Origin of the sequence: Synechocystis sp. PCC 7339, assembly GCF_019924095.1 — a bacterium.
Taxonomy (GTDB): domain Bacteria; phylum Cyanobacteriota; class Cyanobacteriia; order Cyanobacteriales; family Microcystaceae; genus Synechocystis.
Map to the genome: position 1 here is coordinate 1,114,458 of NZ_CP063659.1, position 22,517 is coordinate 1,136,974.

Consider the following 22,517-nt stretch of genomic DNA (forward strand, 5'->3'; position numbering starts at 1 on the left):
TTGGTACGCTAATTTAAACAGTTTGGGAATAGTAAGTAAGCGTGAACATTACGATTGGACGGGGAAAAACAGCCCGTCGAGCCTATGGTATCGACGAAATTGCACTGGTTCCCGGAGTGCGGACTTTAGACCCAGCCCTGGCCGATACCCGCTGGCAAGTGGGCGCCATTGAGCGAGAAATCCCCATTATTGCCAGCGCTATGGATGGGGTAGTAGATAGCCGCATGGCAGTACTGCTTTCAGAGCTAGGTGCTTTGGGGGTAGTGAATTTAGAGGGCATCCAAACCCGTTACGAAGATCCCAATCCGATTTTGGACCGCATCGCTTCGGTGGGCAAAACGGAATTTGTGGGGTTAATGCAGGAACTCTACGCCGAACCCATTAAGCCCGAGTTAATTACCAAGCGCATTCAAGAAATCCAAGCTGCTGGTGGCATTGCGGCGGTGAGCCTGACTCCGGTGGGGGCGGCCAAATATGCCAGTACGGTGGCCGAAGCTGGGGCTGATCTGTTATTTATTCAAGCTACGGTAGTATCCACAGCCCATCTATCCCCTGAGTCGGTGGAGAGTTTGGACCTGGTCAAGCTTTGTCGGGAAATGCCCATGCCGGTGGTGTTGGGTAATTGTGTTACCTACGAAGTCAGCTTGGAGTTGATGCGGGCTGGGGCAGCGGCAGTATTGGTGGGGATTGGCCCAGGAGCGGCTTGTACTTCCCGGGGAGTGCTGGGGGTAGGAGTTCCTCAACCAACGGCGATCGCCGATTGTGCGGCGGCTAGGGATGACTATTTCCAAGAAAGTGGCCGTTACGTGCCCGTAATTGCCGACGGCGGCATCATTACCGGTGGTGATATTTGCAAATGTATTGCCTGCGGTGCTGATGCGGTGATGATCGGTTCTCCCATTGCCAGGGCGGCGGAAGCTCCCGGACGAGGTTTTCATTGGGGGATGGCCACCCCCAGTCCCGTATTACCCCGGGGGACTCGTATTAATGTCGGTACCACTGGCACCATTCGGGAGATTTTGGTGGGGCCCGCCAAATTGGATGACGGCACCCATAACCTGCTGGGGGCATTAAAAACCAGCATGGGCACCCTGGGAGCCAAAGATATGAAAGAAATGCAACAGGTGGATGTGGTCATTGCCCCTTCCCTGCTCACAGAAGGTAAAGTTTACCAAAAAGCCCAACAGTTGGGCATGGGTAAGTAATACTTGCCATCGCAATTATCAACCCCCTGGGAGCATTCTGGGGGGTTTTTCTTTGGTCTATTTGCTACCCTGGGCTAAGTTTTATTGACAATGCCCAATCACTACCCGCTATTACCCCACCGCTGTGAAACACTGGAAAACTTACCTAGTTTTGGTCTTGTTGGCGATCGCCATGTTGTTGCCGTTGCTGTGGTTGGTAGCTACGGCGTTGAAAGCCCCGACGGAGGATGTCTTTGGGGGTTTGGGGCAATTGTTACCCCGACAACCCAACCTGGGGAATTTTATTAAGGTTTGGCAAGACTATCCCTTTGGCCGCTACCTATTTAACAGCGTGGTGGTTTCCAGCATCACTGTGGCCCTCAATTTATTTTTTTGCGCCCTAGCCGCCTATCCCCTGGCTCGGTTAAACTTTGTCGGTCGAGACGTGACCCTAGCGGCGATCGTAGCCACGTTGATGATCCCTTTCCAGTTGATCATGATTCCCCTCTACATTCTGGCAGTGAATTTGGGGCTCAGGAATAGTTACGTGGGCATTATCTTCCCCAGCCTGGCTTCTGCCTTTGGTATTTTTCTGCTCCGTCAGGCTTTCCAAGGGGTGCCCAAGGAATTGGAGGAGGCGGCCCGCATCGATGGTTGTCGAGAACTGGGCATTTGGTGGCACATCATGATTCCGGCCATTCGCCCCGCCTTGGTTACCCTGGCCATTTTTGTTTTTATCGGTTCCTGGAGCGATTTTCTCTGGCCCTTGATTGTGCTCGATCAACCAGAATATTACACATTGCCTTTGGGCGTTGCCCAATTATCTAGTGCTTTGGATTTTGACTGGCGGTTAATTGCAGCGGCTTCCGTGATTGCCATTGCTCCCATTATTGTGCTGTTTCTGTTTGTGCAACGTTACATTATCCCCTCCGAGGCTAGTAGTGGGGTCAAAGGATAACATATTTACCTGCATATTTTCTTACTCCTTTAACACTACCTTTATTAAAATATGATCATGACCTACGCAATACTGCGTCATTTGGACTTACCAATTGGAAATTGGAAAACGGGATTATATGCTCCATCTGCTTCCTGCGGTGCAGCAGCCTGCAATCTAAATTGAATTGAAGAATGCAGGCGATCGCCAAAAGATACATCAAGCCATATTCCCATTTTGCTGATTGAGATAATTGCGATAAATTATCCATAGAAGACTTGGAGATCAATTGCTGTGAACAATGTACCTTGCAAGACTAAAGGAAGTTGCCGTTGCGGCAAGATTCAATTTGAAGTGTCTTCAAAAGCATTGATTACTATGGCCTGTCACTGTACAGGATGTCAAAAAATGACATCAAGCGCATTTAGTCTGAGTTCACTGTTTCCCAGTTCTGCATTTTTTATCGCATCAGGTTCACCTGTTATCGGTGGTTTACACGGAGGTACACGTCACTACTTCTGTGACCATTGTATGAGCTGGCTATTCACACGCCCTGAAGGGATGGATGATTTTGTCAATGTACGCTCCACCTTGTTAGAGGACACTCAAAACTATAGGCCATTCATTGAGTGCTACACAGATGAAAAGCTGGCTTGGGCCACCACTGAGGCAAAGTACAGTTTTAGTAAATTTCCCGCCCAGGAGGACTATCCAGCACTGATCCAAGCATTTGCATCCAATGGGAAATAAATACGGCGTCCGGTGGAGTTAACTGTATTAGTCTAGACTTTTTTGACTGAAAATTACGATTTGGTAATGATTACCATTCTGTGTTAATCATTCTTCTAAACAGTTAACTGCTTTGAATTGGAGTGGTTCGGCAGGGCCAACCCAGCCGGGGGGTTTAGTAGAAGGTTTTCTTTCAAACCCGATCCGGCAATCTTGACCATAGTTAATGGTCTGATTTTCTAAATCTATGGATTTCAACGTTGCCGCCACGTTAGGACTTTCTTTAATGTAATTGACCATCACCTCTAAATCCTTGATATTTTGGTACTGGGGGGTCAAGGCGGCAATGCCAGGGGCGCGCTGGACGATCGCCATTGAAAAAAAAGAAAAAGTGATCAGTGCGGGAATAATTTGCTTCATATTGTAGTGGCTGATGGTTCCGCTTCACCTTACATCAAAAATGATACAATTCTACGAAGGGCGCAGTTTCATTGCTTCATTGATTGCTTGAATGATACTAATGGTTAGAATTAAAAGTATAGATACTGATCTAGAATCATCCCGATCATTCTAGTTAAATTACCAAATATTTCTTTCAGCTTTATCATCTTATTTAACTACTATTAAACCGATAAAAATTTATGACTAATCCCCTTTCCTGGCCAGCTCTAGCGGAATTGCTTAACTACCAAGTGGATACAGTTAACGGTGCCACCAATGCCCAGGCAACCTTAAGGTTGTTTGGGCAACCTGAGGAGGCTGTGCGAGTTACCCTCTATCGGGATAATCATGCCTGGTGTCCCTATTGTCAAAAAGTTTGGTTGTGGTTAGAAGAAAAGCAAATTCCCTACCAAATTAAAAAAGTGACTATGTTTTGCTATGGGGAAAAGGAAGCTTGGTATAAAAAATTGGTGCCATCGGGAATGTTACCGGCTTTGGAATTAAATGGCAGATTCCACACTGAAAGCGACGATATTTTAATGGCTTTAGAGAAAGCTTTTGGACTATTGCTTTGGGGCATGGAAGATCCATTGGTTTTACCCCTCAGAAAACTGGAAAGACTATTGTTTCGAGCGTGGTGTAATTGGCTCTGTTACCCAGCCATGTTTCCCGGTGCCGATCAACGGAATCAACAACAGTTCCAACAGGTAGTTGATCAAGTGGAAAAAGCCCTGGAAAAATTGCCTGGCCCCTATTTTTTGCCGGAATTTAGCACTGCTGACATCGTTTTTATTCCCTATGTAGAACGCATGCATGCCAGCCTATTTTATTACAAAGGTTATTCTCTGCGGGAAAATAATCCCCGGCTCAAAGACTGGTTTGGGGCTTTGGAAACTAGGGCTACTTACCGGGGCACCCAGAGTGATTTCCATACCCATGCCCATGATTTGCCTCCCCAAATGGGTGGTTGTTACTCCAACGGCAGTGCCCAAGCCCGGCAGAACCAAGAGCAGGTGGATCATGGCCCTTGGTTTGGTTTGCCCGATGCCACCTACCCAGAACCAGAAAACGTTAAGCAAGAGGCGATCGCCAGGGTGGTGAAACATCACCGCAATATTATTGAGGTCAACGGCCATGACCAGGGGGAGAGTTTTGACCAAGCCCTACGCTGTGCGTTAACCCTACTGGCTACGGGGGAACAATGTACACCGCCCCAGGGTACTGACCAAGCATTGCGTTATCTGCGGGATCGTATTAATGTGCCCCGGGATATGTCCATTTACGCCGCCAAACATCTCCGCCAAGCGTTGGAAACCACTGCTAGTTTAGTGGGAGATCAACAAGGGGAACCAATTCCAGTACGCCACCGCCGGGATCAAGACCCAGCCAATTTTTGCTGATCCATCGTTGCCCTAGGGCCATGTTCCAATTGGGTGATCGCCCCCTGGCAATCTTCAAATAACTCGAGGGAAGCCTGTTGCTGGCCAAAACAAAGTTCCTGATGGATGGTGAAAAGAGTGTTATAGGCGAGCGCCTGGGGAAATTGCGCCGTTAACTGCTGATATTCCCGGTCAGTTCTCCCCGGTGTTTGATCTAAACCCCTTTGCTCCTGCAACATTTGCAACATGGCCAAGTACAAATGGCGACAAGCTTGGTAATAATCCCCCTGGCGGGCGGCCTGGTGGGCCGTTCTAATCCAATGATTAACTCCGGGATTTGGGGGCAAAAAATGAGGACTCAGATCAACTTTGCTCAAATTATGCCAATATCTCTGCCACGTTTTGCGATTAAACCAAAGGACGGCGATCACCATTGCAATAATTAACCAGAGTAAGCCGTGGAAAATTAATTCTTCCCACCGTTCCCAATGGGGAATATTTAACCCCGGTATGGGAGGCACTCCCTGCCAGAGGCGATCAGTCTGCCAGGCCACCCATTCCCGCCCATTCTGCGTTAACTGTTGCAATTCCCAGGCAAGGTTGCTTTTTTGATAGGTAGCCATGGCATTGGTTAGAAAAAACGGAAAGAGCCTTAGCCGATGGGATTACGGCCCTTGATCATGTCGATCGCCCTGGTGACACTTTCGGGGAACATCACCACCAAGCCATCGGTTTCAACGCCATCTAGGGCCTGGTTGAGGGCGGTGGTTTCATTCAAAATTAGCTCGTAGTCAGCGCCAGGATTTTCTTGCAAAATGCCCTTAATAATTAAATCCGCCGCTTCTCCCTCTGAACGACCCCGTTTATCGTCATCTTCCTTGACAATAATACGATCAAACACTTGGGCGGCAATTTGCCCCAATTCGATCAGATCACTGTCCCGGCGATCGCCAGGGCCCCCCACCACCCCAAAGCGTTGACCCCGCCAGTTTTTGACAAAATCCCCTACGGCCCGATAACCGGCCGGATTGTGGGCATAGTCCACCAACGCATGGTAACGACCGAGATTAAATAAATTCATCCTACCAGGAGTCTGTTCTGCCGAGGTGGTGAAGGTGCGTACCCCCTGGCGAATGATTTCCACATCTAAGCCATTCACAAAGGCGGCCAAGCAAGCGGCCAGGGCATTGGCAATCATAAACGGTGCCATTCCCCCCATGGTCATGGGAATCAATGTGGCCTGTTCCACCCGCAGAGTCCAGGAACCTTCCAAAATGGACAAATAACCAGATTCATAGACCGCTGCAATCCCATTTCGCCGTATGTGGGTTTGGATAATGGGGTTATCGGGATTCATGGAAAAATAGGCCACCTTAGCTTTCACCTTATCCGCCATGGCTGCCACCAAGGGGTCATCGGCATTGAGCACCGCATAGCCACTGGGATCCACCACTTCTGCAATGACCGATTTAACTTTGGCCATTTGTTCAATGGTGTCAATGTCTCCCAAACCGAGGTGATCTGCGGCCACGTTGAGTACTACACCCACGTCACAGGTATCAAAGGCTAGTCCTGCCCGCAAAATTCCGCCCCGGGCTGTTTCCAACACCGCCACTTCCACCGTGGGATCCCGCAGGATTACCCCGGCACTCTGGGGCCCCGTATTGTCCCCTTTTTCCACACAGTATTCATTGATATAAATGGCATCGGTGCTGGTGTAGCCCACCGTTTTGCCTGTTTGCTGATAAATATGGGCCAAAAGGCGAGTGGTGGTGGTTTTACCATTGGTGCCCGTCACCGCCAAAATGGGAATGCGGCTGGGGGTGCCGGGGGGAAAGAGCATATCCAACACTGGTGCGGCCACGTTACGGGGTAAGCCTTGGCTGGGGGCCACATGCATGCGAAAACCGGGGGCCGCGTTCACTTCCACAATTACCCCGTTGGTTTCCCGCAGGGGCTTACTGATGTCGGAGGTCACCACGTCGATGCCGGCAATGTCCAGGCCAATCACTTTGGCCACCCGTTCCATTAACCAGACGTTTTCTGGGTGAATATCGTCGGTGCGGTCAATGGCAATGCCGCCGGTGCTGAGGTTGGCCGTGGCCCGCAGATAAACCACTTCATCCTTGGGTAAAACACTGTCCAGGTTATAGCCCTGGCGTTCCATCACATCGATCGCCGTTTTATTGACCACAATTTTGGTAAGGATATTATCGTGGCCATCGCCGCGATTGGGGTCTCGGTTAGTTTTATCAATTAATTCACTAATGGTGGAGTTGCCGTCCCCGGTCACATGGGCCGGGATTCTCTCCGCCACCGCCACCAGTTTGCCATTTACCACCAATACCCGGTGGTCACTGCCCTCGTAGTACCGCTCCACAATGATGGAACGACTTTTCGACTCTTCTGCAGCCAAATCATAGGCGGCGATCGCCTCTTGCCAATGGCGCACATTAATGGTGATGCCCCGACCATGGTTGCCATCCAGGGGTTTAATGACTATCGGATAACCCCCCACATCGTTAATCGCCTCTTCCAAATCATCAAAATATTGAATGGTAGTACCCCGGGGCACCGGGATACCCGCATCCTGGAGAATGGTTTTGGTTCCTTCCTTATCACAGGCCAGTTCCACCCCCAGAATGCCAGATTGGGAACTAAGGGTCGCCTGAATTCTCTGTTGATGGATGCCATAACCCAACTGCACCATGGCCCGAGCACTGAGAAGCATCCAAGGAATTTTGCGGGCATCGGCTTCGGTGACAATGGTTTCGGTGCTGGGGCCCAGGGCCGAGTTAGCTCCCAAATCCCGTAAATCTTCTAAATCCTTTTCTAGTTCAGCCTGGGGATAATCCCCCGTATCCACCAGGGAACGACATAAACGCACCGCCGCCCTGCCGGCATAACGTCCCGCCTGTTCATCCACATATTCATAGACAACATTATAAATGCCTGGGGTCGAAGTCTCCCTGGTGCGGCCAAATCCCGCTGTCATGCCCACCAACTCCTGGAGTTCCAGGGCCACATGCTCAACGATATGGCCCATATAGGTTCCCTCCTGCACCCTCTCCAAAAAGCCGCCCCGGTGTCCTGGGGAGCAAAAGTGTTCTATGAGGGAGGGCAAGACCCTGATTAACCCTTCATAAAAACCGGGAATACTGCTCGAGGGTCGCTCCGCCAAATCCTCCAAGTCTAGGCGCATTACAATTAGCTTCTTGCGTCGAATGCTCCAATAGTTGGGGCCGCGGAGAGTAAGGGTTTTAAGAATTTTCATGATCTGTGTCAGTCAAGAACCAATGCAAGAAGCACAACACGCCGACTATCATTCTCAAGCTAGGCCTCTGACTGAAACTGTTCGCTGTGAACAATTGATCCGAGTTAGTCCCTAGGGTCAGGGAACGTTACCTGCCTTGGGTCACCCCTAGATTACCCGAGGAAAAGCCCGCTGTTTTACTTGATGGTAAACTTCCCCATGCACAAGGATATTGAGGCGTAGATTATGCAGGCTTAACGGAGCATTGGCCCCCACCACAGCGGCGTTGGTGTAGCTCATGTCCCTAGCATCCACAAAGGACACCGTACCCTGGCCGATAACTTTAACAGAGCCGTCCCGCTCGAACATGGCGCAGGTATCTTCATCAATGCCTAGGGCCAACAGTTCTGGATGGGTGGAAACGGCACTTAATAGTCGGGCCATGCGATTACGGTTATGGAAATGTTGATCCACCACAATTTCTGGAATGATACCCAGCCCCACCGCCATATCCACCAAGGCTCGATTGGGCCATTCGCCGCTACTGCCCCCGGCAATCATGTGATGCCCCATCACCGCTGCCCCCGCACTGGTGCCCGCCAAACTAATTTCCCCGTTATGTACCCGTTGACGAATGCGATCCATTAGAGGGGTATCTGCCAACAGCCCACAAAGGCGTAGCTGATCTCCCCCGGTCATAAAAATGCCTGTACACTGTTCGACAAATTCCCGGTAACCACTGTCGTCCCCCTGGGAGCGGTCACGGATATCCAATACCTTTAACTCTTTGACCCCCATGTCGCCAAAGATAGTTTGATATCTCTCCCCAATTAGCAAAGGCTCCCGAGATGCGGATGGAATAATGCCAATAATGGCGTCGGTGCCACCGGAACGCGACCAAAATGTTTGTAAAATTTCACGGCCGTGAACTTTATCTTCTGCACCACCAATAATTAAGATGGCCGGTTGGGAGGATAGGGGCATTGTCAACTCTTAGGGGTTCAGTTCTCTGATCAGCAGACTAATATTATCTTGACCGGACAAAGAAAAAAAGTCCATGCCAAGAGTTTTTCTGGGCATTGTGACAACCATTGAGGCGGCTTGGTCAGATTTAAATTCCTCGACCAAATTATTATTACTACTCAGATAGGGTCAGCCCATGGTCAAAGCTCCTTAAATTCAGTCAAATTTAAGTTCAATTAGTCACGGCAAGCGATTTTTACCATTAACTAATTGGGGGAATTCTCTGGGGTAACGGTGGGTTCAACTTCGGGGGATGGAGCTGCAGGAGCATTAATGACATCTTTGGCGCTTAGACCATCGGTCTGGGCTCCTAAAAACCAGAGGGCTGAGGCCGCTTCTCCCCTGGTTACTGGACGTTGGGGTTGAAAGATGGTGATGTAACCAAACATTCTTTTGAGGTTGGATTGATCGCCGTTTTGGAAGTCGGCGGCTAGGGCGGGCCAAATGTTAGGGCTAATTTTGGCGGCGTCCTGAAAACCCCAGGTTTCTTTGATATTTTCCAGGCTGGCATTAGGCAGTGCCCGGCGGTGGTCTAGGGGGACTTTCCAGCGGATTAAATCTTCTCTGGTTAGGGGAGCACCGGGGCGAAACTGGGTGGCGCTGGGGTCGTTGGTGAGGCTAGAGGGGATTAAACCAGCATCGGCTAAACCTTGAATTTGGGCAAAGTCGGAGTGGTTGGGGGGAACGTCGGTGAAAAGAGGGGTGGCGTTACCAGAAGCGGGCCTGATTTGTTTACTGGGTTGGTTGGCAAAAAATATGTTATTGGCTTGAAATAACCAGCGGGCGAATTTTCCCCGACTGATGTTACTTTGGGGCGCAAATTCCTGCCCCGTTTTAGCTTGGACAATGCCTAGTTGACTCAGGTCTTCAATTTCTGCCCTTTGGCGATCGCCTACTTTGTCTAGATCGCTAAAAGTGCCCGTAGAAAAAGTGGCAGTAGGGGTTGGTGCCGGTGTGGTGGTGGGCTCTGCCTCTGTGGGTTGGGGAGTTGGGGCAGGGGAAACCGGGGAAGTGGGATTAGGGGAACTGCCCAGGGAAGGATTAGCGGCAAAACGATCCTGCAACGCCTGATTGCCACTACAGGCCCCCAACAGGACACCAAGTCCAATAATTAAACAGGGAAAAAACGACGAAGATTTCTGAGCCATTGGCGGCACTGCTGGCTGAATTGGGCAACTTTTTTGAGCAACAGGGGAGTAATGCCCCCATAGATCCTATCAAATCGGTAGTGGAAAAGGAGATCCAACACATCTTCATAGCGGAAATAGCTCAAGTACGTCACCCCCAAATCAATTTGGCGATCGCCAAACTCCAGGTAAACCCGTTGACTTAATTTTTCTGTCCGTTGCCAGGGTTCAGCAAAGTGGGATTTCATCGCCTGCTCATACTTTCCGAAAGCTTGTTGATCCCCCCGGAGATAACCCAGCACAAAGGGAACAGCAATATTGGCCCCCTGCATACCATGGCGAATGCCTTCCCCCCCAAAAAATTCACCGTTGACACCGCATCTCCGATCGCCAACACCGAACCACGGTGGTAAGTGTCCCCTTGGTTAACGGCGTAGTCAAGGACAGAACCATGGATTTCCACCAGATGGTATTGGGGTCTTTCTAGTTTTAAATAATCCTTGATAATGGCTTCGGTGTAGGAACGGATTGGCTTTAACTTCCCCAGATGGCGATGCTTCCCCGCAAAAATAGCCGTGCCCACCTTTAGCTGCCCATTATCCATGGGAAAAATCCAGGAATAGCCCTGGGGACTCCAACGGTAACCGAGGAAAAAAACTAAGGTGTCCGTAAAACGCTTATGGGTAGCTTCATCCACTGTAATTAAATATTCTGTGCCAATGCCCCGGTAATACTGGCCGTTATCTGTGACTTTGGGTTGCCCATAATTAATCACCGCCCGTTTTGACCCGGTGGCATCAATTAGTACCTGGGCTTTTACTGTTACCTTTTCAGAGGATCCAGTACCTAGGGCATCTCGGCAAGATAGGGTTACCTCTAACCCAGATTCTCCCTGTTGGTAACTCGAAAAACGGTGCCCTAACCAAACCTGGCTCTCCGCCTCTGTGACTGCATCTGCTAAAAATTGTCGTAATTTAGCAAAATCGAACACCACTCCCTGGGGTTGATCGCTGTGCCATGTTTGTTCACTTTCACTGGCGGCGATTGCCAAATTGCGCCAATAACGGGCCACCACCCCTGGAGGTAGATCGAACAATGCCATGGTTTCCAAAGGACTAGCGGCGCTAGAGTAATTATTTTGGCTAAAATTTGAATGTTGCTCCACTAACAGAACTCGGACACCCTTTTGGGCCAACCGTCGAGCACATTGCCCCCCAGCGGGCCCTGCTCCAATTATCACCACTGCAAACTCTTCCATCGGCCTGTGGGCTTATTGCCCTAGATAATCGAAATATCAACAATCAAAACATCAACGGGCAAATTTGTAATGTCCCCATCCCATCCCCCCTCAGCCATTGCCATTTTTGAGCCAGAGAGTTTTCTCATTCTAGTGGTAGATGATGTGAAAGATAATATCTATGTCATTTCCGAGCTGTTGGAAGGGGAAGGTTACAGCACCACCTTTGTCACCTCCGGGCCGGAAGCTCTGCAACGGGTGACCCAGGCTCAACCAGACTTGATTCTGTTGGATTTGATGATGCCCGGCATGGATGGGCTAGAAGTGTGCGATCGCCTCAAACAGGATCCCCAGGCCAGGGATATTCCGGTAATTTTTCTTACTGCTAGCAACGAAAAACAACATCTGCTCCAAGCCTTTGCTAAGGGGGCAGTGGACTATGTCACCAAACCCTTTAGCCCGCCGGAACTGTTGGCCCGGGTGAAGACGCACTTGGAACTAAAACAAACCAGGGATAATCTACGCCATGCCTTGCTAGAACAGGCCAAAACCGCTGAAGCCTTGGCTTGCACCTCCACCCGCCTCAGTACCCTGGTGCAAAATATGCAAGCAGGGGTGCTAATGACCGACGCCCAGGGCGACATTGTGGTGGTCAATCCCGAATTTGCCCGGCTGTTTAACCTTGGTTTTCCCGCTGACCTCCTGCTAGGTAAAAATTTGACGGCGATCGCCCCCCGCATTAATGGCCTTGTGTCCCATGGTGAGGGTATAACCCAGGACTTTTTGGCGATCGAGTACCCGGCACCATTGCTAAAAGTGGAACTGCACCTACAGGACGGACGTTTTTTTGAGCGGGATTATGTGCCTATTGTGTTGGGGGATAGCTCCCAGGGTCATTTTTGGCTTTACCGAGACATCAGCCAGCGTAAACAAGTGGAAGTCATTCAGGGGCAATCCTTGGAAATGGAACGGCGCATGCGGCAACAATTGGCTGAACAAAACCAAGAATTGGTGGCAGCTACCAGTGCAGCAGAGGCGGCTAACCGCTCCAAAGGTGAATTTTTGGCCACCATGAGCCACGAAATTCGCACCCCCATGAATGCCATTATCGGCATGACCGGACTATTACTAGATACGGAATTAACCACCCAACAAAAATATTTCACCCAAACCATCCGCAACAGTGGAGAAACCCTGCTCACCCTAATTAACGATATTTTGGACTTTTCCAAGATTGAGGCTGGGAAATTAGACCTGGAAGTGTACCCATTTGATTTGGGGCAATGCCTGGAGGAAGCCTTAGATGTGGTGATGCCCAGCGCCCGGGAAAAATCCCTTACCTTAATCCGACGTTTTCTCACTCCCATTCCCCCCAACCTCCAGGGGGATGTGACCCGCCTCAGGCAAATTTTGGTTAATCTCCTCAGCAATGCGGTCAAATTCACCGAAGCAGGGCAGGTTAAGGTGACGGTGGAAGTGGTGGACCATGACGCGGCCAAGGGAGAATATCAACTCTGTTTTGCGGTCCAGGATACTGGCATTGGCATTGCTCCCAACCAACAACAAGCTTTGTTCCAGGCCTTTAGTCAGGGCAACTCTTCCATTACCCGTCGTTTTGGCGGCACTGGGTTGGGCTTGGCCATTTGTGTCCGTTTAACTGCTTTGATGGGGGGCACCATCTGGGCGGAAAGTAATGGTTTTGTGGTGGGAGACCCCCCCGACCCTTGGCAGATCGGGCAACCGACAACCCCAGGCTCGACTTTCTATTTCACTGTCAATTTAACGGTGGTGCCCAGTTGTGCCTATTCTGCTCATAATTTGCGCCACTCCCTGTTCCTTGGGCGCTCGGTGTTGGTGGCGGATTACGACGAAGGCCGGGCCACCAGAATGCAAAATCTTTTGGCCAGTTGGCGTCTCCAAGCGGAGCAAATTACTTTTTCTTCTCCCGCAAAACTGGGGGAGGATCTACGGGAAAAATTAGCGCAAAAAACCTATAGCGCCCTAATCATTCATTGTCCCCATCCAGGCGGCAGGGGAGAGGCTTTGGCTGATTTTGATTTGGGGGAAATTGCAGCTTTGGGCCCTACTGACCAAGACATTCCTGTGCTGGTGGCAACGGACATTTACCTATCCCTAGGAGAGCGCTACAGCGGCGATAAATCACCGGTAGGGGCCTGGATCAGGAGTCCAATTAATCCTGATGAGCTGGAAAATACCTTGGTGCAGGTGTTGGGACAAACCGAGCCTCCCACCCTAGTGTCCACGGAGGCAATCAGCGGGCCTTTGTTTCCCTATGCCCCTTCCCATTTAACTATTTTGCTGGCGGAAGATAACCTAATTAATCAACAGGTGGCTAAGCTCTTACTGAAAAAGTTGGGTTATCCAGTGGATGTGGTCAACAACGGCCAAGAAGCCCTCTCGGCTTTGGCTAAGGGGGATTACGATGTGGTGTTGATGGATGTGGAAATGCCGGAAATGGATGGTTTGACTGCTACGAAGCAGATCCGGCAGTCCCAGGGCCGGAGTGAAAGACCTTGGATCATTGCGGTGACAGCCTATTCCATGGAAGGCGATCGGGAACGGTGTTTGGCCAGCGGCATGAATGATTATGTCAGTAAACCGATCCGCTTGGAAGCTTTGCAACAGGCGTTACAGGTAGCTGCCACGGCGCTCCAGTCCACCAGCCAAAATACGGTTACCGCCCTTCCCAGTGTCAATGCTTTTGAGGCAAAACCATCCCCTTCTAGCCCCGATCCAGAAAACTTGGCCAGCATGGCCTTACCTCCCATTGACCAAGACATAATTCATTCTCTGCGGGAATTGGACGAAGAAAATGGTGACTTAATTCTCAGGGAAATTAGCGATATCTATTGCCAGACGGTGCCAGCACTGTTGCAGAGGATCAAAATGGCGATCGCCAATCAAGATTGGGTAGATTTGAGTTTAGCCGCCCATACGTTGGGTTCTAGCAGTGCTAATTTGGGGGCGGTGCTCCTGGCCCAACAGGCTAAAACCTTAGAAAATCTTGCCCGCCAACGGAACTCCCGGGCCATGAACCCAGACCATGTCTCCACCCTAACGGCTAGCTATGCAAGGGTGCAGAGGGAACTGCAAACCATGCTCGATCGCCTCTAGGAAAAGTTTTGCCGGGCATTGGTTGGTTAGAATACGGAGTGTTTTCTCTGGCAATGTATTCATGACCGTTAGCGAATCGATGGCCGGAGCCCCGTTGCCAAAATTGCCCCTGGTGACCATGTTCCGCCTGGGGTTATTCCAGATGGGGCTGGGCATTATGTCCCTGTTAACCTTAGGTGTGCTCAACCGCATTTTAATTGACGAGCTGGCAGTGTTACCGTGGGTGGCCGCCACGGCGATCGCCATGTATCAGTTTGTCAGCCCTTTTAAAGTCTGGTGTGGGCAACTATCCGACAGTCAGCGGTTGTGGGGTTACCATCGCACTGGTTACGTTTGGTTGGGCGCCCTAGGCTTTACGGTGTTGTCCTTTATCGCCCTCCAGGTGGTGTGGCAGTTGGGGCTAAGTTTGCAAAATAATGGTTGGGGAGCCCTGACAATTTTTTGGAGCATAGCGTTGGGCACAGTTTTCGCTGCCTATGGGGTCACCCTGAGTTTAAGTTCCACCCCCTTTGCCGCCCTGTTGGTGGACGTATCCGACGAAGATAACCGCTCCAAACTGGTGGGTATTGTCTGGTCTATGTTGATGGTGGGCATTGTGCTGGGGGCCATTGTCAGTTCCCGCCTTTTAAACACCCCGGAAATTTGCGGTCGGGCCCTGTTGGATGCCGATGCCCTGGTGGTGAAAAAAACCGTTGACATTGCCCAACTGCAACGGGGCATTAATCCCGTCTTTATCATCATGCCGGCAATCGTGGTTTTCCTTGCTTGGCTGGCCACGGTGGGGGTGGAAAAAAAATATTCCCGTTTTGGCGATCGTTCCGAGGGCCGGGAGGATGAAATCACCCTGGCGCAAGCAGTGAAGGTACTGACTGCCAGCCGACAAACCGCCATCTTTTTTGGTTTTTTACTACTGCTGACCCTGAGCCTATTTATGCAGGATGCGGTGCTGGAACCCTACGGCGGGGAAGTCTTTAATCTTTGCATTTCCGAAACCACCCAGTTAAACGCCTTTTTTGGCATGGGTACCCTGTTGGGCATTGGCTCCACCGGCTTTTTTGTCGTACCCCGTTTAGGCAAGCAACGCACCACTTCCCTAGGCTGTGCCCTGGCCGCCTTGTGTTTTTCCTTGCTAATTCTGGCGGGATTTCAGGAAAATGTGACCCTGTTAAAATCTGGTTTACTTTTCTTCGGTTTAGCATCGGGCATGATCACCGCCGGAGCCACCAGTTTGATGTTGGACCTCACCGCAGTGGAAACCGCTGGCACTTTCATCGGGGCCTGGGGTTTAGCCCAATCCATTTCTAGGGGCTTAGCCACCGTGGCCGGGGGCACAATTTTGAACATCGGCAAGGCTTTGTTTGCTAATGCAGTGTTGGCCTACGGTTTGGTGTTTGCCCTCCAAGCCCTGGGGCTAATTTTGTCTATTTTCCTGCTCAACAAGGTTAACGTGCGGGAATTTCAGGACAATGCCAAAACGGCGATCGCCACGGTGATGGCGGGGGATTTAGACGGCTGAAAAAAAAGCTCCCCAAAATTAGGGAGGAGAAAATTAGGATATTCGCACGATACCGTAAAAATCAGGTGTGGTGTGCCCCATTTACCCGTAACACTTCCCCAGTGACATAGCTACTGGCCACGGGGGAAAGCAAAAAGGCCACCGCCCAGGCAATTTCTTCTGGTTTACCGAAACGGCGGAAGGGGATTTCTTTGGTGATTTTCTCTCGAATATCTTCCCGGATAGCCAAAGTCATTTCGGTGTCAATGAAACCGGGAGCCACCGCATTGGCCCGCACTCCGTAGCGTGCCCCTTCCCGAGCCAGGGATTTCATCATACCAATTACCCCGGCCTTAGTGGCGGAATAGTTAGTTTGGCCAACGTTGCCCCGCTCCCCGGAAATGGAACTAATGGCCACAACGGAACCGGCTTTGCGTTCGTACATGCCTTCAATGAACGGTTTGATGCTGTAGGCCACCCCCTTGAGGTTGACATTGAGCACCGCATCCCAATCGGCGGGGGTTAATTTTGGGAAAAAATTGTCTTTGGTGATACCAGCATTGGCCACTATGCCGTAAACGGGCCCCAGCTTATCGGTGATTTCCGCCGCCGCCGCGGTCATGGATTCTAAATCAGTGACGTTGGCCACCACCCCCAGGGCTTCAGCGCTACCGCCATCCGTAGCTAAATCAGTAAAAGCCACCTTGGCCCCCATTTCCTGGAGTAATTTGACGATCGCCGCGCCGATGCCCCGATTACCGCCGGTGACCACAATTACCTTGTCTTCCAAACCCAGACTCAACATGGTGACTCCTTAAAAAATTAATAGAAACAAATTCAACTTGATCAATCAAAGCCTCGACATTCGATTTGATCGCCCACCAATGCCTAAACCCGTTCAATGACTACGGCAGTACCGCCCCCAGTACCGTGGCAAAGGGCCGCTAGCCCCATGGTTTTGTCCCGTTGTTGTAGAGCGTAGAGTAGGGTAACCATGATCCGGGCCCCCGATGCCCCAATGGGATGGCCTAAGGCGATCGCCCCGCCGTTAACATTCAACTTGTCCCGGTCCACCCCCAACTGCCGCTCAAATAAAAGATTGCTGACGGAGAAGGCTTCATTGTTTTCAAACAAGTCAAAATCAGCCAGGTTCTTATCCAGCTTGGCCAAGAGTTTTTTGCTAGCGATGATGGGCAACTCGGGAAAACGACTGGGGGTGCCGGCGGCCCAACTGCCTCCTAAAATTTTCGCTAGGGGTTTTAACTGATATTTTTCCACCGCTTCCCCACTGGCCAGGAGCAAAGCCGCGGCCCCATCGGTAATCTGGCTACAGTTACCCGCTGTTAGTACCCCGTCCTTGGCAAAGGCTGACCGCAACTTGCCTAGGCTTTCCACTGTGGTGTCACTGCGAATACCTTCATCACTCTTCAGCACCTGGGTACCTTTGCGACTGGTGATTTCAATGGGGGCGATTTCTGCCTCAAAATAACCAGATTCCGTGGCCTGGGCCGCCCTTTGTTGCGACAAACAGGCCACTTCGTCCAACTCTGCCCGACTGAAACCATGGTCTGCGGCTAACTTTTCCGTCTGTTCCCCCATGCCCTCGCCGTTGGTGCTGTCCGTCAAACCATCATGGAGGAGAAGATCGGTTAAATTTTCCGGCGCTCCCATGAGAAACTTGTAGCCCCAGCGGGCCCGGTGGGAGAGGTAAAAACCAGTTTGGGACATGGATTCCGTCCCGCCAGCCAAAATTAAATCCCCTTCGCCGGCCCGGATGGTCAAAGCGGCATTAATCACACTCATCATGGCGGAAGAGCAGACCATATCCACTGCATAACCGTCCACCGTATCGGGAATTTTCGCTTTCAGGGCCGCTTGACGGGGAATCAGTTGCCCATGGCCAGCCCTTAACACGTTGCCCATAATGTACAGGTCTAGGTACTTTCCCTCCACTCCGGCCTGGGCTAGGACGCTTTTCATTACATGGCCCCCCAAGTCCGCCGCCGAAAAATTGGTCAGGGATCCACCAAAACGCCCCAGGGGAGTTCGTTGAGCGGCCACAATAAAAACATCACGCATAATTGCTTTCCAATGCCATGGGTTGGGTTGGGCAGGCATTAACCCCGCCTCCAGCTCAATTATGGAGGTGAATTCCCAAAGCGGTGTACCCCAAATTTCAAGCTATGACAACAAATGCTCCATGGCGATCGCCTATGCGAAGCCAATGTGGATCGGATTTTCCCCAACAAAATACCCCGTGCAGAGGCACAGGGTGAAAATTACAGCAAGCTCAATGGCAGAGAATGTGTGCGCTCAAAAACTTAGCCCAAAGCTTTTTCAATGGCAGCTTTTAAAGAAGAGTCATCGGGTTTAGTTTGGGGGTCAAAGCGGGCCACCACCTGCCCATCCCGACCAATTAAAAACTTGCCAAAGTTCCAGCCAATGTCTTCGCCATCGCCGACGAGGAACTGGTAGAGGGGGCTACGGTTCGGGCCATTGACATCCTGCTTTTCTAGCAAGGTAAAGTCCACGTCATACTTGGTTTTGGTGAACTCTTTGATTTCCTCTGGGGAGCCTGGTTCCTGGGCACCGAACTGATTACAGGGCACACCGATAATTACCAAACCTTGGTCGCCATAGGCCTGATCTAGGGCCACTAGGCCGCTGTATTGAGGGGTCAAACCACATTTGCTGGCAACATTGACAAAGAGAATAACCTTATTATCAATTACCTCCGGAGCCAGGGGCGTTCCATCTAGGGTGGTCAGAGAAGTGGGTAATGGCATAGGTGTTAAGAAATCTTACGACGGTTCCCATTATGGACGATCAAGGCCCTTCCGATACGGGGGTAGTATCTTCCAACGAGGTCTGATCCAAAAGTGATCCGAGGGCGGCAAAGGGCAGTCCGTAAATGGCGATCGGTTTGGTGTAGCCTTTCAACTCAATGGTGTCCTGCTGAATAGTTGCAGTCCATTGGGGTAATCCCTGTAGATAGCTAAAGGTTTTTTCGCTCATGGCCAAGTCGAAATGGGCCTGTTTAGTGGCAGATTCTAACCGAAAAGCAGCGTTGACCGTATCACCGATCGCCGTGTAGTCAGGGTGGTCGCCACTACCGGTGTTACCCACCATGGCGTAGCCAGTGTTTATTCCTGTGCCAATGCGGAGGGGGAAAGGCAGATCGTATTTCTGATTTAACCGGGCCGTCATGGCTTGTAGGCGGTTGACAGCATGGAGAATTTGAATAATTTCCGCCGGGGTCGCTTCGTTGTAACCGTGGAACCAGATAGCCATCACCGCATCGCCGATGTACTTATCTACCCAGCTACCGGCCTCCCGCAAAATGTGTCCGGCTTGGCGAAACCAATTGCCAATCAGCAAGGATAGCAATTCCTCCTGCACCTGCTGGGCCATGCCAGTGAAGTTGCGCATATCCGCCACCAACACCGTAATTAGCCGCCGTTCATGGAGCACATTGGTCTGGGTGTCCCATTCCGCCGGATTCCGCAACAGCCCCGACGGCGTACCATTTTGGTCAGAGTAAAATTTCGCTTCCGTTTTACCAAAGGTAATTTTGTCTTTGTCCTGAATGGCGATCGGCACACTTACCCGTCGACCATTCACAAAGGTGCCATTGCGACTACCTAGATCAATTAACAAAAAAGTGTCTTCCTCTGTCGCCTGCAAAATCGCATGGTTGCGAGAAATGCAACTGTCCCGGATTACTAAATCATTTTCCTGGCTCCGGCCTACAGTCCAATAGTTCCGTCCCTGGAGAGGAAAAGTCACATCTCCATGGGAGAAATATACTACTAAATGAACGGATGGGGCAGGCTTATCCACGGAGTAATGGCGAAAGTTGACTTAGGCCATCATAGCCCCAAGCCAGAAAAGGGCATCTACAACAATAGTACTCAACACTGCCCCCGCAAAGGCTTGCCAGCCAGGGGAGCGCCGTTGCAACGCCCAACCGCCCAGCCCCAGCAATAGGGCCAATAATAGCCAAGCCCAGGCCGCCCCCCAGGGGGTATGAATTTTAGCCAGAGCCGCTTGGAAAACAAACCGGGCCAATTGGGGGTCCACTACCATCACCTGGCGCCAATGGTCCATCAACCCGGTGAGATAAAAGTAAATGTCGGTGACGGCCGTTCCCGTCAGAGAGCCTAGGTAGAATAAATGGCCGATTACGCCCCAGCCCCGTTTCAGTCCCCAGAGGGCAAAGGGTAAACCGATCGCCTCGATGGGTAAATGCCAGAGGGGTTCCCAACGAAACCAACCCCAATAAATGGCCCCCGCCAACCAACTCCAGCTAAAGCCCAGCAGTAAATCCCCCCACAGGGCCTGATCGGGTCGTTTCATTAACCAAACGGCGATCGCCACCCAGGGCAAAGTCAATGCCAGGGAAAGCCAGGGAAATTGCCGCACCAGAGGCGCTTGGATAAACACCGGCACGGAAACGAGAAAGCCCGCCATCAGTTGCATGCCGGTGGTGGTGGCATCAATGGCAAGGCTGGAGCGCCAACGGTGCAGGCGACGCAGAAAATCAAGCCCTGGCTGGGCTAAGGCGGTGGTTAAAAGGGGAATCACTACAGGGGTTGAGTAAAGTTGGCTAAAAGGAGTTTTAAAAAAAGCTTCCCTCTGGGGGAACAGAGGCAGGGATAATTTTAAGTTTTGTTACTTTAAATTAATCTTGCTTATTATATCCAAAAACTTCTAGGCTTTCTAGGGAAAACTGCCCAGGGTTTGGCTCACTCAGCCCCTAGGAATCAGAAATATTGCTAACGGTTATCCCCCAAGCCGCTAGAATGGGCTACGGAGATCGGCCCAGGATACCAACTGCATCTAGTGAATCTAGCCTGGCTCCAGGGATTTTTTCTACCCCTTCCGTCCCCGCCGGCCCCAGCGCTATTAATTTTTCGATCATTCACCATGGCTAAAGTTTTAGTTTCTGACTCCATTGACCAAGTCGGCATTGATATTCTCAAACAAGTTGCCCAAGTTGACGTAAAGACTGGGCTATCGGAAGCAGAAATTATAGACATCATCCCCGAGTACGATGCCATCATGTTGCGCTCTGCCACTAAGGTGACGGAGAAAATCATCCAGGCGGGTAGCCAGTTAAAAATTATTGGCCGGGCTGGGGTTGGTGTGGATAATATTGACGTTCCCGCGGCCACTCGCCAGGGCATTGTGGTGGTTAATTCCCCTGAAGGTAATACCATTGCGGCAGCGGAACACGCTCTGGCCATGATGATGGCCCTGGCCCGCCATATTCCTGATGCCAATAAATCCGTCAAGGAAAGCAAGTGGGAACGGAAACAATTCATCGGCACCGAAGTTTACAAAAAAACCCTAGGGGTCGTGGGACTAGGCAAAATTGGTTCCCACGTAGCCGGCGTGGCCAAGGCCATGGGCATGAAATTGCTGGCCTATGACCCGTTTATTTCCCAGGAACGGGCCGACCAAATCGGTTGTACGTTGGTAGACCTGGATCTGCTGTTCAGCGAAGCGGACTTTATTACCCTGCACATTCCCAAAACGCCGGAAACCGCCAATCTGATCAATGCTGAAACCCTGGCTAAAATGAAGCCCAGCGCCCGCATTGTCAACTGTTCCCGGGGTGGCATCATTGACGAAGAGGCTTTGGTAACGGCCATTGAAACAGCCGAGATTGGTGGGGCAGCCCTGGATGTGTTTGCCCAGGAACCCCTAGGGGAATCCCGCCTGCGGGAATTTAGCAATGTGATTTTGACTCCCCATTTGGGAGCTTCCACCGAAGAGGCCCAGGTGAATGTGGCGGTGGATGTGGCCGAACAAATTCGGGATGTGTTGTTGGGCTTACCGGCCCGCTCAGCGGTGAATATCCCTGGCCTCACCCCCGATGTAATGGAAAAATTACGCCCCTATCTCAAGCTAGCGGAAACCCTGGGCACCTTAGTGGGTCAGTTGGCCGGTGGCCGGATCGATCGCCTGACAGTTTGTTTACAGGGGGATTTGGCGGAATATACCAACAGTCAACCCCTGGTGGTGGCGGCCATTAAAGGTCTGCTCTCCCAAGCCCTCCGGGAACGGGTCAACTATGTCAATGCCGCGATCGAGGCTAAGGAACGGGGCATCCGGGTAATTGAAACCAAAGATGCTTCAGTGCGGGACTATTCCGGCTCCTTGCATCTGAAAGCCACCGGCACCATGGGGGAACACTCTGCCACCGGCGCCCTATTGAGCAACGGCGAAATTCGCATCACCGACGTGGACGAATTCCCCATTAACGTGCCTCCCAACAACTATATGTTGTTCACCCTGCACCGGGATATGCCGGGCATCATTGGTAAAATTGGTTCCCTGCTGGGTAGCTTTAACGTCAACATCGCCAGCATGCAGGTGGGTCGTAAAATTGTCCGGGGGGATGCGATCATGGCCCTGAGCTTGGACGATCCCCTCCCTGATGGCTTGCTATCGGAAATCACCAAGGTGGCTGGTATTCGGGATGCCTATACCGTTAAGCTCTAATCCGCTCTATGGAGTGGAGGCCGATCGCCAAAGGTTGGAGTCAATGTAGGGAGGCTGATCCCTCCCTGTT

Annotated in this window: 19 protein-coding genes; 7 read left to right on the plus strand and 12 right to left on the minus strand. The window is 51.2% G+C overall.

Translation table 11 applies throughout. The features are described from left to right. The first annotated feature begins 41 nt into the window (after positions 1-41). The 3 genes from IQE94_RS05155 (at position 42) to IQE94_RS05165 (ending at position 2,871) form a co-directional block, all read left to right on the plus strand. Complete coding sequence (locus tag IQE94_RS05155) at positions 42-1,205, plus strand: GuaB3 family IMP dehydrogenase-related protein (protein WP_212716618.1); 1,164 nt, start codon at positions 42-44, stop codon at positions 1,203-1,205. Between the two features lie 124 nt (positions 1,206-1,329). Next, a complete protein-coding gene (locus IQE94_RS05160; RefSeq protein ID WP_190598501.1) occupies positions 1,330-2,142 on the plus strand; it encodes a carbohydrate ABC transporter permease in 813 nt (270 codons plus the stop codon). A 273-nt stretch (positions 2,143-2,415) separates the two neighbouring features. Continuing rightward, entirely contained in the window at positions 2,416-2,871 is a 456-nt protein-coding gene (locus IQE94_RS05165) for a GFA family protein (RefSeq protein ID WP_223342829.1), read from the plus strand. An 87-nt stretch (positions 2,872-2,958) separates the two neighbouring features. Here the strand turns inward: IQE94_RS05165 and IQE94_RS05170 are convergent, their stop codons facing one another. Further along, on the minus strand, positions 2,959-3,270 hold the full coding sequence (locus tag IQE94_RS05170) for a hypothetical protein (protein WP_223342830.1): 312 nt from the start codon (positions 3,268-3,270) through the stop codon (positions 2,959-2,961). 221 nt (positions 3,271-3,491) lie between these two features. On the opposite strand from IQE94_RS05170, the gene IQE94_RS05175 reads away from it, so the two are divergent. Further along, positions 3,492-4,691 carry a glutathione S-transferase family protein gene (locus IQE94_RS05175; RefSeq protein ID WP_223342831.1) on the plus strand — a complete coding sequence of 400 codons (1,200 nt, stop codon included), beginning with the start codon at positions 3,492-3,494 and terminating at the stop codon, positions 4,689-4,691. On the opposite strand, the gene IQE94_RS05180 is transcribed toward IQE94_RS05175, so the two are convergent. The 6 genes from IQE94_RS05180 to IQE94_RS05205 form a co-directional block, all read right to left on the minus strand. Beyond that, a complete protein-coding gene (locus tag IQE94_RS05180) occupies positions 4,667-5,293 on the minus strand; it encodes a DUF4129 domain-containing protein (RefSeq protein ID WP_223342832.1) in 627 nt (208 codons plus the stop codon). The genes IQE94_RS05175 and IQE94_RS05180 overlap by 25 nt on opposite strands. Positions 5,294-5,322: 29 nt before the next feature. Next, positions 5,323-7,944, minus strand: coding sequence for a cyanophycin synthetase (gene cphA, locus IQE94_RS05185; RefSeq protein WP_223342833.1), 2,622 nt, complete (start codon positions 7,942-7,944; stop codon positions 5,323-5,325). A gap of 147 nt (positions 7,945-8,091) precedes the next feature. After that, positions 8,092-8,907 carry a cyanophycinase gene (locus tag IQE94_RS05190; protein ID WP_194014303.1) on the minus strand — a complete coding sequence of 272 codons (816 nt, stop codon included), beginning with the start codon at positions 8,905-8,907 and terminating at the stop codon, positions 8,092-8,094. Between the two features lie 245 nt (positions 8,908-9,152). Then, entirely contained in the window at positions 9,153-10,094 is a 942-nt protein-coding gene (locus IQE94_RS05195; protein ID WP_223342834.1) for an S-layer homology domain-containing protein, read from the minus strand. Continuing rightward, entirely contained in the window at positions 10,058-10,321 is a 264-nt protein-coding gene (locus IQE94_RS05200; protein WP_223342835.1) for a hypothetical protein, read from the minus strand. The genes IQE94_RS05195 and IQE94_RS05200 overlap by 37 nt, the downstream gene beginning before the upstream one ends. Beyond that, positions 10,318-11,331, minus strand: a complete 1,014-nt coding sequence (locus tag IQE94_RS05205; protein WP_223342836.1) for an NAD(P)/FAD-dependent oxidoreductase — start codon at positions 11,329-11,331, stop codon at positions 10,318-10,320. The genes IQE94_RS05200 and IQE94_RS05205 overlap by 4 nt, the downstream gene beginning before the upstream one ends. Before the next feature lie 69 nt (positions 11,332-11,400). Between IQE94_RS05205 and IQE94_RS05210 the strand changes: the two genes are divergently transcribed. Together IQE94_RS05210 and IQE94_RS05215 are read left to right on the plus strand one after the other, a co-directional pair. Continuing rightward, positions 11,401-14,445 carry a response regulator gene (locus IQE94_RS05210; protein WP_223342837.1) on the plus strand — a complete coding sequence of 1,015 codons (3,045 nt, stop codon included), beginning with the start codon at positions 11,401-11,403 and terminating at the stop codon, positions 14,443-14,445. A 61-nt stretch (positions 14,446-14,506) separates the two neighbouring features. Beyond that, a complete protein-coding gene (locus IQE94_RS05215; RefSeq protein WP_212716636.1) occupies positions 14,507-15,961 on the plus strand; it encodes a PucC family protein in 1,455 nt (484 codons plus the stop codon). Between the two features lie 61 nt (positions 15,962-16,022). Here the strand turns inward: IQE94_RS05215 and phaB are convergent, their stop codons facing one another. The 5 genes from phaB to IQE94_RS05240 form a co-directional block, all read right to left on the minus strand. Next, positions 16,023-16,745 carry an acetoacetyl-CoA reductase PhaB gene (gene phaB / locus IQE94_RS05220; RefSeq protein WP_212716639.1) on the minus strand — a complete coding sequence of 241 codons (723 nt, stop codon included), beginning with the start codon at positions 16,743-16,745 and terminating at the stop codon, positions 16,023-16,025. 83 nt (positions 16,746-16,828) lie between these two features. After that, positions 16,829-18,019 carry an acetyl-CoA acetyltransferase PhaA gene (phaA, locus tag IQE94_RS05225; RefSeq protein ID WP_223342838.1) on the minus strand — a complete coding sequence of 397 codons (1,191 nt, stop codon included), beginning with the start codon at positions 18,017-18,019 and terminating at the stop codon, positions 16,829-16,831. Positions 18,020-18,261: 242 nt separating this feature from the next. Further along, the gene (locus tag IQE94_RS05230; protein WP_194014285.1) at positions 18,262-18,726 is read right to left on the minus strand and encodes a glutathione peroxidase; all 465 of its coding nucleotides are present in this window, start codon (positions 18,724-18,726) and stop codon (positions 18,262-18,264) included. A gap of 40 nt (positions 18,727-18,766) precedes the next feature. Beyond that, a complete protein-coding gene (locus tag IQE94_RS05235; RefSeq protein WP_223342839.1) occupies positions 18,767-19,780 on the minus strand; it encodes an adenylate/guanylate cyclase domain-containing protein in 1,014 nt (337 codons plus the stop codon). 21 nt (positions 19,781-19,801) lie between these two features. Then, complete coding sequence (locus tag IQE94_RS05240; protein ID WP_212716642.1) at positions 19,802-20,524, minus strand: DUF3120 domain-containing protein; 723 nt, start codon at positions 20,522-20,524, stop codon at positions 19,802-19,804. Positions 20,525-20,782: 258 nt separating this feature from the next. Here IQE94_RS05240 and serA point away from each other — a divergent pair, with 258 nt between their 5' ends. After that, positions 20,783-22,447: a phosphoglycerate dehydrogenase gene (gene serA, locus IQE94_RS05245; RefSeq protein WP_212716643.1), complete on the plus strand. Its 1,665-nt coding sequence runs from the start codon at positions 20,783-20,785 to the stop codon at positions 22,445-22,447. Positions 22,448-22,517 lie beyond the last annotated feature (70 nt).

What these genes read in the sequence shown, in the direction of transcription:
- IQE94_RS05215 (WP_212716636.1), top strand. Translation starts at nt 14,507, where the DNA reads ATGACCGTTAGCGAATCGATGGCCGGAGCCCCGTTGCCAAAATTGCCC.
- IQE94_RS05210 (WP_223342837.1), top strand. Translation starts at nt 11,401, where the DNA reads ATGTCCCCATCCCATCCCCCCTCAGCCATTGCCATTTTTGAGCCAGAG.
- IQE94_RS05190 (WP_194014303.1), bottom strand. Translation starts at nt 8,907, where the DNA reads ATGCCCCTATCCTCCCAACCGGCCATCTTAATTATTGGTGGTGCAGAA.
- IQE94_RS05205 (WP_223342836.1), bottom strand. Translation starts at nt 11,331, where the DNA reads ATGGAAGAGTTTGCAGTGGTGATAATTGGAGCAGGGCCCGCTGGGGGG.
- IQE94_RS05195 (WP_223342834.1), bottom strand. Translation starts at nt 10,094, where the DNA reads ATGGCTCAGAAATCTTCGTCGTTTTTTCCCTGTTTAATTATTGGACTT.
- phaB (WP_212716639.1), bottom strand. Translation starts at nt 16,745, where the DNA reads ATGTTGAGTCTGGGTTTGGAAGACAAGGTAATTGTGGTCACCGGCGGT.
- IQE94_RS05230 (WP_194014285.1), bottom strand. Translation starts at nt 18,726, where the DNA reads ATGCCATTACCCACTTCTCTGACCACCCTAGATGGAACGCCCCTGGCT.
- phaA (WP_223342838.1), bottom strand. Translation starts at nt 18,019, where the DNA reads ATGCGTGATGTTTTTATTGTGGCCGCTCAACGAACTCCCCTGGGGCGT.
- IQE94_RS05170 (WP_223342830.1), bottom strand. Translation starts at nt 3,270, where the DNA reads ATGAAGCAAATTATTCCCGCACTGATCACTTTTTCTTTTTTTTCAATG.
- IQE94_RS05175 (WP_223342831.1), top strand. Translation starts at nt 3,492, where the DNA reads ATGACTAATCCCCTTTCCTGGCCAGCTCTAGCGGAATTGCTTAACTAC.
- cphA (WP_223342833.1), bottom strand. Translation starts at nt 7,944, where the DNA reads ATGAAAATTCTTAAAACCCTTACTCTCCGCGGCCCCAACTATTGGAGC.
- IQE94_RS05200 (WP_223342835.1), bottom strand. Translation starts at nt 10,321, where the DNA reads ATGAAATCCCACTTTGCTGAACCCTGGCAACGGACAGAAAAATTAAGT.
- IQE94_RS05180 (WP_223342832.1), bottom strand. Translation starts at nt 5,293, where the DNA reads ATGGCTACCTATCAAAAAAGCAACCTTGCCTGGGAATTGCAACAGTTA.